9 protein-coding genes are annotated in these 10403 nt (G+C 70.3%); 2 read left to right on the top strand and 7 right to left on the bottom strand.

Features of this window, described 5'->3' with window-relative positions:
• Positions 1 to 35 precede the first annotated feature (35 nt).
• Positions 36 to 2054, bottom strand: a complete 2019-nt coding sequence (locus tag KD1_RS03500) for a glycosyltransferase family A protein (protein WP_068397614.1) — start codon at positions 2052 to 2054, stop codon at positions 36 to 38.
• Positions 2055 to 2090: 36 nt separating this feature from the next.
• Positions 2091 to 3140 (bottom strand): NAD(P)-dependent alcohol dehydrogenase, encoded by a 1050-nt coding sequence (locus KD1_RS03495; RefSeq protein ID WP_068397612.1) that lies wholly within the window; start codon positions 3138 to 3140, stop codon positions 2091 to 2093.
• Between the two features lie 68 nt (positions 3141 to 3208).
• On the opposite strand from KD1_RS03495, the gene KD1_RS03490 reads away from it, so the two are divergent.
• Complete coding sequence (locus KD1_RS03490) at positions 3209 to 4060, top strand: PHP domain-containing protein (RefSeq protein WP_068397611.1); 852 nt, start codon at positions 3209 to 3211, stop codon at positions 4058 to 4060.
• Positions 4061 to 4101: 41 nt separating this feature from the next.
• Positions 4102 to 5592 carry an aminopeptidase P family protein gene (locus KD1_RS03485; RefSeq protein WP_068397610.1) on the top strand — a complete coding sequence of 497 codons (1491 nt, stop codon included), beginning with the start codon at positions 4102 to 4104 and terminating at the stop codon, positions 5590 to 5592.
• Between the two features lie 28 nt (positions 5593 to 5620).
• Here KD1_RS03485 and KD1_RS03480 read toward each other — a convergent pair whose 3' ends face one another.
• The 5 genes from KD1_RS03480 to KD1_RS03460 form a co-directional block, all read right to left on the bottom strand.
• Positions 5621 to 6349, bottom strand: a complete 729-nt coding sequence (locus KD1_RS03480; RefSeq protein ID WP_245627258.1) for a PIG-L deacetylase family protein — start codon at positions 6347 to 6349, stop codon at positions 5621 to 5623.
• Positions 6342 to 6917 (bottom strand): general stress protein, encoded by a 576-nt coding sequence (locus tag KD1_RS03475; protein WP_068397607.1) that lies wholly within the window; start codon positions 6915 to 6917, stop codon positions 6342 to 6344. Before KD1_RS03475 ends, KD1_RS03480 begins: the two co-directional genes overlap by 8 nt.
• 141 nt (positions 6918 to 7058) lie before the next feature.
• Positions 7059 to 8258, bottom strand: coding sequence for an acyl-CoA dehydrogenase family protein (locus tag KD1_RS03470; protein ID WP_068397603.1), 1200 nt, complete (start codon positions 8256 to 8258; stop codon positions 7059 to 7061).
• A gap of 93 nt (positions 8259 to 8351) precedes the next feature.
• Entirely contained in the window at positions 8352 to 9296 is a 945-nt protein-coding gene (locus KD1_RS03465) for an HAD-IIA family hydrolase (RefSeq protein WP_068397600.1), read from the bottom strand.
• The coding region (locus KD1_RS03460; RefSeq protein WP_245627257.1) for a tetratricopeptide repeat protein at positions 9293 to 10403 on the bottom strand (1111 nt) is incomplete at its 5' end. The genes KD1_RS03465 and KD1_RS03460, both read right to left, overlap by 4 nt.

Raw genomic sequence — 10403 nt, 5'->3', positions numbered from 1 at the left:
AGGGCTGGTCGGTTCTGGCGTCGGAGGAGAAGCGGTCATGCCCGTAAGAATGTCATCTGTTCGGCCACGATCGGTGCCACCCCGGCGGTGTCGTGCGCGTCGGGTGTCTGGGCCCACACCACCGGAGCGTCGCTCCACCGCGCCACCTCGTCGGCGACGGCCTCGACCGTCCACGCCACGGCCACCCGGCCGCGCCGTGGCTCCGGCTGGCGCAGCAGGAGCACGAGGTCGCACGCCAGATCGTCCGGGCCCTCACGATCCGCGACGAACACGCTCGGCGTGGGAGCGATGAGCACACCGGCCCGGATGCGCTCCTCGGGGTGGACCTGGCTGATGATGCCCGCGTTGATGAGGCTCTGCACCGGATCGGCGTTGTGGGGCCGTGGGCGGCGCAGCAGCGACGGGTCCTCACGGTGCATCACCGCGACGGTATACCCCTCGTCGACCAGCAAGCGCAGCAGACTCGCCGTTTCGCCCGCCGTCGCCTTGACCGCGAGATCGTCGACGAGCAGGACGTCGAACCGCTCGTCGTCGCGCTGATCCAGCCACCCCCGCGGAGCGGCGAACGGCCGCTCACCGGCGTCGGTGGCCGCTTCGAGGTTGGCCACCGCCTGGCCGGAGGTACGCAGCCCGCGGTGCCACTTGCGGTACGCGCTCTGGTGCCCGATGCGGGTCGAGGCCGCCCAACCCATCGCGAAGTCGCTGCGCGAGAGCGAATCGCCGCGCAGTCGCACCACCGACAGCGGCAGGTCCACGACCGTCGGTGTCACCCCGCGCACCGCGGTGAGCCGCTCGTAGAACTCCTGGTCGCCGCTCTTGCGCGCGACATCGAAGCCCCCGAGACCGGCAAGGTCGGTGCGCCGGATCATCAGGGAGGACTTGTTGATCCGGGTCGAGGCGTACCCCAGCCACTGGTGGGTCAGGTCGGCGTGGGCGCGCACCGCCAACGATTCCGTGGCCACGACCTCCGGTTGTCCCCACAGGGCCGCGAACTGGCGCTCGACCTTCTCCGGGTGCGCCCAGTCGTCGGCGTCGTGGAAGGTCACGATCTGACCGAGCGCCGAGCGCACCCCGAGGTTGCGGGCGCGGTAGGCGCCGCCGTTGCGCGGTGCGCTCACCACGCGGATCCGCGGGTCGAGAGCGGCGACGGCCGCGATGGCCTGGGCGAACTCGGGACCGGAGGCGTCGTCGACCAGCACGATGTCGAGGTTCGGGTAGGACTGCTCGATCAGCGCCCGCACGGCGGTCTCGAGCCAGTGGTCGGGCCGATACACGGCCACCACGACCGAGATCAGCGGAAGGTCCTCGAGGCGGTCGAACCCGAGCCGGGACATGCGGTCGGGCAACCCATCGCGCAGCCGCTGGAGCACCGCCGGGTCGGTCGTCAACCGGTCCAGGGCCGGGCGGTCACCCTCGGGCAGGAGCGTCGGTTCGACCAGCCCGGCGTGCCGGAACGGGCGGGTGAATGAGCGCCAGAACGACTCCCGATCGGCCCCGGCCGCGGTCGGGCGGCCGTGCGACGGGTTGAGCATGTCCGCGCGCAGGTCGATGACCTGCGCCAAGGGCAGAGCCTCGAGCCGGCCGAGCAAGGCGCTGAGCTCGGTGAACCGCCCCTGGAAGTACAGCAGCTGGGCGTACAGCAACTGCTGCCGCTCCCCCAGGGCGGCGGGACCGCGTTGCGCAACGACCTGCTCGAAGATCCCCCGGGCCCGGGCCTGGGCCGCTTTCTCGGGCAGGCCCGCGCACACCTCGGCGAGCGCGAGCTGCCACGCCAGCGACCCGGTGCGTTCGGCCACCACCTCGATGACCCGCCGGACCAGGGCGGAGCGGGTCCGCAGCCCCAACGCCGTCAGGTCGGCCGCCGCGCCGCGCTGGTAGGCCACCTTGGCGTACGCGGCCGTGAGGTCATCGAGGCCGCTGGTGTCCAGCGGCCGGACCAGGGAGGTCAATCGCGCCGTGACCCGACGACGCTCCGCCGCGTCGGCCGAGGTGGCCAGGGCAACGCCGCGGCGGGCGAGGTGGGTCAGGCGCGCGAGGGTGCGGGTCGGTGCCATGGGGTGATGACTCGTGACGGAGCGTCGTGACCGACGTCAGCGCGTGAGCGTCGCGGTGTCGATGACGTAGCGGTAGCGCACGTCACCGGCGACGACCTTGTCGTACGCCTGCGTGACCTCGTCGGCCGAGATCGTCTCGATCTGCGCTCCGATGCCGTGGGCCGCGCAGAAGTCGAGCATCTCTTGGGTCTCGGGGATCCCGCCGATGTTCGACCCGGCGAAGACCTTGCTCGGCCCGACGAGCAGGCCGGGGCGGAACGCGTAGCGCTGCGACGGCAGACCGACGTTGACGAGCACGCCGCGCGGCTTGACCAGCTTGAGGTACGCCTCCATGTCGATGTCGGCGCTGACGGTGTTGAGCACCAGGTCGAACGAGCCGGCGGCGGCCGTCATCGCGTCGGCGTCGCTGCTGGCCAGGTGCGCGCTCGCGCCGAGCGCGGCACTGTCGGCGGCCTTGGCCAGGCTGCGCGAGATGACGGTGACCTCGGCGCCCATCGCCACGGCGATCTTGACGCCCATGTGCCCCAGCCCACCCAGGCCCACGACGGCCACGCGCTGACCCGGCTGGACGTTCCAGCGGCGCAGCGGGGAGTAGGTGGTGATGCCGGCGCACAGCAGCGGCGCGGCCACGTCGAGGTCGATGCCCTCGGGGATCCGCACCGTGAAGCGCTCCGAGACGACGATCGCCTGGGCATATCCGCCGCGGGTGTACTCGCCGTCGTAACCGGTGCTCGCGTAGGTGAACACCGCACCCTTCTCGCAGTACTGCTCGAAGCCGTCCTTGCACCATGTGCACTCGCCGCACGAGTCGACCATGCAGCCGACACCGACGCGGTCGCCGACCTGGTGCCGCGTCACGCCCGCGCCGACGGCCCTGACGATGCCGGCGATCTCGTGGCCTGGGGTGATGGGGAACTGCTTGCTGCCCCACTCCTCGCGCACCGTGTGGATGTCGGAGTGGCAGATGCCCGCGTACGCGATCTCGATGAGCACGTCGTCGTCACGCAGATCGCGCAACTCGACGGTGGCCACCTCGAACGGGGCCGAGGCGGCGGGGGCCTGCAGGACGGTCGTGGTCGTCGTCATGTGCTCCATCCTTCCACTGCCGTGGCGCACTCGCCTACACGGCGGGCCGCACCGTAGGCTCGACCCTCATGATCGACCTGCACACGCACTCGACGGCCAGCGACGGCACGCGCACCCCCGCCGAGGTCGTCCAGGACTCCGTCGAGGCCGGACTGAGCGTGCTCGCGCTGACCGATCACGACACCTCGATCGGGTGGGGCGAGGCCGCCACGGCCGCGCAGCACCACGGCATCGGCCTGCTGCGGGGCATGGAGATCTCGTGCACGCACAACGGTCGCAGCCTGCACCTGCTGGGCTACCTCGTCGACCCGGACCACCCCGAACTGGTCGCCGAACTGACCAAAGCGCGGGTGAGCCGGGAGACCCGCCTGGAGCGGATGGTCGAGAAGTTGGCGGCCGACGGCATCCCGATCACCATGGCGGCGGTGCACGCGCAGATGGGCGCGGAGACCACCCCCGGTCGACCGCACATCGCCGACGCCCTCGTCGCCTCGGGCTACATCAGCGACCGCAACGAGGCCTTCACCGACCTGTTGCACGACAACAGCAAGTACTACGTCGCCCACTACGCCATCCCGGCGGTTCGCGGCGTCGAGGTCGTGCGCGCCGCCGGGGGCGTGGCGGTGATCGCCCACCCGTTCGCCAGCAAGCGCGGGTACCGGCACCCGGTGGAGATCATCGAGCGCATGGCCGCGGCCGGCCTGGCCGGGATCGAGGTCGACCACTCCGACCACGACGAGGCGGCCCGGGCGGAGCTTCGTGGCGTCGCCGCCGATTTGGGCGTCTTCACCACCGGCAGCAGCGACTACCACGGCGCCGGCAAGCCCAACCGGCTCGGCGAGAACACGACCTCGCCCGAGGTGTTGGAGCAGATCATCGATCTGGCCCACAGCTCGGTCCCCTACCTGCCCGGGCGCTGAGGCGAGCACGCGGGACCCGCGCGGCGTGCCACCATGGACGGGTGAGTGAAGAGCAGAAGCAGGCCGACAACCGCGCCCGTCCGACCACCGATCAGTTCCGGGCCTTCGTCGCGCGGGACTGGGCGCCGCGCACACCTCCGCCCACCGAACCGGACTCCGTCGCGCCGTTCGCCGCGGCCCGCCGGGACGCGCTCTCGCAGGCCTTCCCCGCCGACCGACTGGTCATTCCCGCCGGTGGGTTGAAGGTCCGCAGCAACGACACCGACTACGTCTTCCGCGCACACAGCGCCTTCGTGCACATGAGCGGGTGGGCCGGCGACGCCGAACCCGACGCTGTGCTCGTGTTCGAGCCGCGCGCCGAGGGTGGACACGACGTCGTGCTCTACTTCACCCCCATGGCCGAACGGGACTCCGAGGAGTTCTTCGCCAACGCCCGCTACGGCGAGTACTGGGTCGGCGCGCGCCCCACGCTCGAGGAGCTCGCCGCCCGGCTCGGCGTGACGACGCGCCATCTCGACGAGTTCGAGGCGCACGTCGCCAAGGATGCCGGTCTGACCACGGTGCGGGTCGTGCGCGACGCCGACCGCGAGCTGACGGCCACGCTCGACGAGGCCCGGGTCGCCGAGGGCGCCGACCGCGCGTCCCTGGCCGAGGCCGACGACGCCCTGGCGCACCGGCTCTCGACCCTGCGCCTACTCAAGGACGCCTGGGAGGCCGAGCAGATGCAGCAGGCGGTCGACGCGACCCAGGTCGGTTTCGAGGCCGTCATCGCCGAGCTCGACGAGGCCGTCGCCAAGGGTCGCGGAGAACGGTGGGTCGAGGGCATCTTCGGCCTGTACGCCCGTCATTCCGGCAACGGCGTCGGCTACGACTCGATCTGCGCCAGCGGCGACCACGCCAACACCCTGCACTGGATCAAGAACACCGGCGATGTCAAGGAGGGCGACCTGCTGCTGCTCGACGCCGGTGTCGAGGTCGATTCGCTGTTCACCGCCGACATCACCCGCACCCTGCCCGTGAGTGGCACGTTCACCGAGGCCCAGCGCGAGATCTACGACGCGGTGTTCGAGGCGCAGGAGGCCGGTATCGCGGCGGCGAAGCCCGGCAACCGGTTCAGCGACATCCACGAGGCCGCGATCCGGGTGATCGCGCAGCACCTGCACCGGTGGGGCCTGTTGCCCGACGGAGTCTCGGTCGAGGACACCCTCGACAAGGAGACCGGGCAGTACCACCGCCGGTGGATGGTGCACGGCACGAGCCACCACCTGGGCATCGACGTGCACGACTGCGCGCTGGCCACCCGCGCCGAGTACATGGACGCGGTGCTCGAGCCGGGCATGGTGCTGACCGTCGAGCCGGGCCTGTACTTCAAGGCCGACGACCTGTTGGCGCCCGAGAAGTTCCGCGGCAACGGCGTGCGGATCGAGGACGACCTGCTCATCACGGCCGACGGCAACGTCAACCTCTCGCGGCACATCCCCCGGTCGGCCGACGAGGTCGAGGCGTGGATCGCGCAGATCCAGACGCGCTGAGCTCCGCGAACCTCAGGCCGCGAGCGCGTCAGCGTTCGAAGACGTCCAGGGAGACGGCGTGGGTCACGGCCGGGTCGCCCACGGCCTGCGCCGCCCCACCGAGGATCGAGCCGAGCAGCTCGCGCGGTGCCGGGTAGTCGGCCGACAGGGCGCGGTTGTACTCCGTGTGGGCCTCGAGGGAAGCGACCGCGTCCTCGAACGTCGCCGAGACGTCGACGTAGTGGGTACCGGTCGGGCTCGGGGAGATCGCCAAGGTGGTCACCTTCCACGGGTGCAGACCCTCCTGCGCCACCAGTTCCTCGAAGATCCACCGGTTGCCCGCGTCGGCGACGGCGTCGACGGTCGCCTGCCCGACCGCACGGTGATCCGCCTGGTTGAGCTGGCCGCCGGCGTACCGGTCGCCGTAGAACGTGCCGACGACGAGATCGGGACGCACGCGACGGATCTCCCGGGCGATGTCACGGCGCAGCGGCAGACCGTACTCGATGGCGCCGTCGCGGTGGGTGCCGAAGTGCACGTCGGTGACGCCGACGACCGCGGCGGAGGCGAGTTCCTCCTCCTCGCGGATCGGGCCCGCCTCGGCGGGCGGCAGGGGGTCGATCCCCGCCTCCCCGCGGGTCAGCAGGAAGTACGTGACCTTCGTGCCGGCCTGGGTCCACCGGGCCACGGCCGCGCTGAGTCCGTACTCGATGTCGTCCGGGTGGGCGACGACACACAGCACCGAGGAGAAGCGCGACTCGTCCAGTGGCTCAGGCACCGGCGTTGCCACCGTGCTCGGCGTCCCACTTCGCCTGGGCCTCGGCCTGGGCGCGACGCACCTGCTCCTGCGCGACCGTGAGGGCGTCGGTGGCGCCGAGCAGTTCCCGGGCCCGCTGCACGTGCTTGTGCTCGGTGAGCACCTCGTACTTCGTCGCGATGACCGACGTGATCGAGGTGAAGTCACGGTCGCGCGAGCTCATCTGGTAGCCGACCAAGGCCCAGACCAGACCGAAGATCGCACCGAAGAGGAGCGTCGTCAGGAACACCGACCACGCCGACCCGCCCTCGAGGATGAGCATGACCAGACCGACGAACGAACCGATCCACAGACCGGAGAGCAGGCCCCCCATCGCGACCCGCCCCAAGGTGAGGCGGCCGGTGACCCGCTCGATCTGCTTGAGGTCGGTGCCGACGATCATGACGTCCTGCACGGGGAATTCGTTGTCCGAGAGGTGGTCGACCATCTTCTGCGCCTCGGCGTAGGTGTCGAAGACCCCCAGCGATTGGGGGAAGTCGAGTTTGAGGATGGCGGCCCGCGCCGCGGCCAGGTTCGGCTGAGTGCTCATACCGACCATCCTGTCACCCCGGACGCCGGGCGTGCCCCGTTGCCCGCTGCATTGGTCGACACACGCGGGTCGACACACGACAGGGTGGGCACGTCCGAATCCGGAAACGTGCCCACCCTGTCGTGGTGGTGCGGTGTGAACTCAGCCCTTGAGCTTGTAGTCCTCGAGCAGGCGGCGGCCGATGATCATCTTCTGGATCTCGGCGGTGCCCTCACCGATGAGCAGCATCGGAGCCTCGCGGTAGAGGCGCTCGATCTCGTACTCCTTCGAGTAGCCGTAGCCACCGTGGATGCGGAACGACTGCTCGACGACATCGGCGCAGTACTCCGCGGCGAGGTACTTGGCCATGCCGGCCTCGAGGTCGTTGCGCGCGCCGGAGTCCTTGAGCTTGGCGGCCTTGACCATCATCTGGTGGGCGGCCTCGACCTTGGTGCCCATGTCGGCCAGGCGGAAGAGGATGCCCTGGTGCTGGGCGATCTTCTTGCCGAAGGTCTCACGCTGCTGGGCGTAGGCGACGCCGAGCTCGAAGGCGCGACGGGAGACGCCACAGGCGCGGGCGGCGACGTTGACGCGGCCGACCTCGACGCCGTCCATCATCTGGTAGAAGCCCTTGCCGGGCTCGCCACCGAGGATCTGCGCGGAGGTCGTTGTGTAGTTGTCGAAGACGAGCTCGGTCGTGTCGACGCCCTTGTAGCCCATCTTCTCGATCTTGCCCGGCACGGTGAGGCCCGGCGCGGTCTCGCCGAAACCGGACTCCTTCTCGACGAGGAACGTCGTCAGGTTGGCGTGCGCCCGGTCGGCGCCGAGGTCGGTCTTGACCAGCACGGCGACGAGGTTGGCCGAACCACCGTTGGTCAGCCACATCTTCTGGCCGTTGATGGTCCACTCCTCGCCCTCGCCCTTGACGGCCTTGGTCGAGATGCCCGCCACGTCGGAGCCGAGTGCGGGCTCGGACATCGAGAAGGCGCCACGGATCTCGCCGGTGGCCATCTTCGGCAGGTACTTCTGCTTCTGCTCCTCGGTGCCGTGGTGCAGCAGCATGTACGCCACGATGAAGTGGGTGTTGATGATGCCGGAGACGGACATCCAGCCGCGCGCGATCTCCTCGACGCAGAGCGCGTAGGTGAGCAGGGACTCGCCCAGACCGCCGTACTCCTCGGGGATCATCAGGCCGAAGATCCCCATCTCCTTCATCTGGTCGACGATCGCCTGCGGGTACTCATCCTTGCGCTCCAGTTCCTGGGCGGTCGGGATGATCTGCTCCTCGACGAAGGAGCGAACCAGCTTGAGCAGCTCCTGCTGCTCCTCGGTCAGACCGTCGGTCGTTTGAAGTCGGGACATGCGGTTTCGCCACCTCAGGGGGTCGGGAACGGGAGCCGTCGACAGTATCGCGCGTCCGAGGCCTGCAGGGGAGTCCGTCTCAGGTGAATCGCATCACCCACGATGCGCCCACGTGGCGGCCAGGGTGGCCCGGGACGCCTCGATGGTGTCCCGCGGCCCCTCGACGACGACGCGGTCGCCCTCCCAACGGGCGCGGGACGACCCGCAGACCCACCAGCCGTCGGCCTCGGCCGGTTCGCGGTACTCCTCGAGCAGGCCGCGCAGATCGGCCAGCAGGTAGGTGGGGCGGCGGTGGGGCGCCGCGGCTGCCGCGTCGGCCACGGTGTGGACGCCGGTCAGCACGAGCGCCGACTCCATCCCCGTGGCGTGGGCGCCCTCGATGTCGGTCTCGAGTCGGTCGCCGACCGCGAGCGTCTGTGCGGGAGTGATGCCCAGCCTGGTCGCCGCGAGGGCGTACATCGGGGGGTGCGGTTTGCCGACGACGATCGGATCGCGGTCCACGGCCAGACGCAGGGCGGCCACGAGTGCTCCGTTGCCGGGCGCCTGGCCGCGATCCGTGGGCAGGGTGGCGTCGTCGTTGGTGGCGACCCACACCGCTCCGTGCTCGATCGCGTAGGCGGCCTCGGCGAGATGGGTCGCGTTGACCAGCGGCCCGTACCCCTGCAGCACTCCGGAGATCTCGGTCTCCGAGCGGGAGCCCGGTTCGACGGCGACGAGGTCGGCCGAGGCCAGCGCCTGGGAAACACCGACGCCGCCGACGGCCATGACCAGCGCGCCTGCCGGAAGGTGGTCGCGCAGGGCCGCGGCACCGGTGATGGACGAGTTGAGGACCATCTGGGCCGTGAGGTGGATGCCGAGGTCCTGTAGGTGGGCGGCCACCTCCTCCGGCGGGCGGGAGGCGTTGTTGGTCGCGTAGACGACCGGGATGGGCAGGGAGTTCAGTGCCTCAACAGCGCCGTCGACCGCCACGGGACCGCGGTAGACGACACCGTCGAGGTCGCAGACGATCCCGGCGTACCGGTCGATCAGGGCGGTCACGGCGTGGTCGGGTCGCTGCCGCCGAGCGGATCGCCCGGCTCGATGGTTCCGTCGAGAATGGCGTCCACCTCGGCCTCGATGTCGTCGTCGACATCAAGGTCGGCGTCGTCCAGGTCGTCGTCGTCGTCCAGGTCGTCGTCGTCGTCCAGGTCGTCGTCGTCGTCCAGGTCGTCGTCGTCGTCCAGGTCGTCGTCGTCGATCACGTCATCAGCGTCGGCATCGCCAGTGTCGGCAGAGTCAGTGTCTGCGCCGGCGTCCGCCTCGTCCGGGGCGAGCACATCACCATCACTGGCCTCATCGAACTCCGCCTCACTGAAGACCTCACCGCCGAAGTCGACGGAGATGCCGTCGATCTCGTCGAGTCGTTCGGAGGCGTCGGTTTCGAGTTCGTGATCATGCTCTGCGGCCTTGGCGAACCATTCCCGCGCCTCGTCAACTCGACCCAACTCCAACAGCGTGTCGGCGTAGGCGTAGTACAAGCGCGACGACCACGGCTTGACGGGCCCATGAAGCGCGCCCACATCCAAGGTCAGAAGCGCCGCCTCGGTCTGGCCAAGGTCCCGACGGATACCCGAGGTCACGATGAGGAGCTCGACCTGCTCGGCCGCCCGCAGCGTTTGGGCGTCGGGACTCTGAGCCAGTTCCAGCGCTCGCTCGGGCCGCCCGAGACCGCGCTCGCAGTCGACCATCAACGGCAGGAGGTGGGACGAACCGCTCAGACGGCGGACCGTGCGGAACTCCTTGAGGGCCTGACCGAAGTCCCCAGCGCGGTAGTAGACCATGCCCAGCGCCTCGTGCGCTGCGGGGACACGACCGGCCCGTCGGGCGGCGGTCTCGGCGTGGGCCAAGGCGCCCTTGATGTCGTCCGCCTCGAGGAGCGCCGCGACCATGACGAGGTGTTTGGCCACGCCCTCCGCATTCTCCACACTCAACGTGCGCAGCTGCTGCCAGACCGTGCGGTCCAGTTCCTTGCCGGTCACCTCCGCCGGGATGGACGGCTCGGGACGACGCCCCTCCTTGGGCACGAGCCGCGGACCGGCGGGGGTGTCACCGCGGCCCGCACCAGCGCGGGCCGGCCGGCCACCACCCTCGGGGCGTCCTGCGCCG

Origin of the sequence: Kribbia dieselivorans NBRC 106261, assembly GCF_001552435.1 — a bacterium.
GTDB lineage: Bacteria > Actinomycetota > Actinomycetes > Actinomycetales > Dermatophilaceae > Kribbia > Kribbia dieselivorans.
This window is presented reverse-complemented; position numbering and strand designations above follow the sequence as displayed.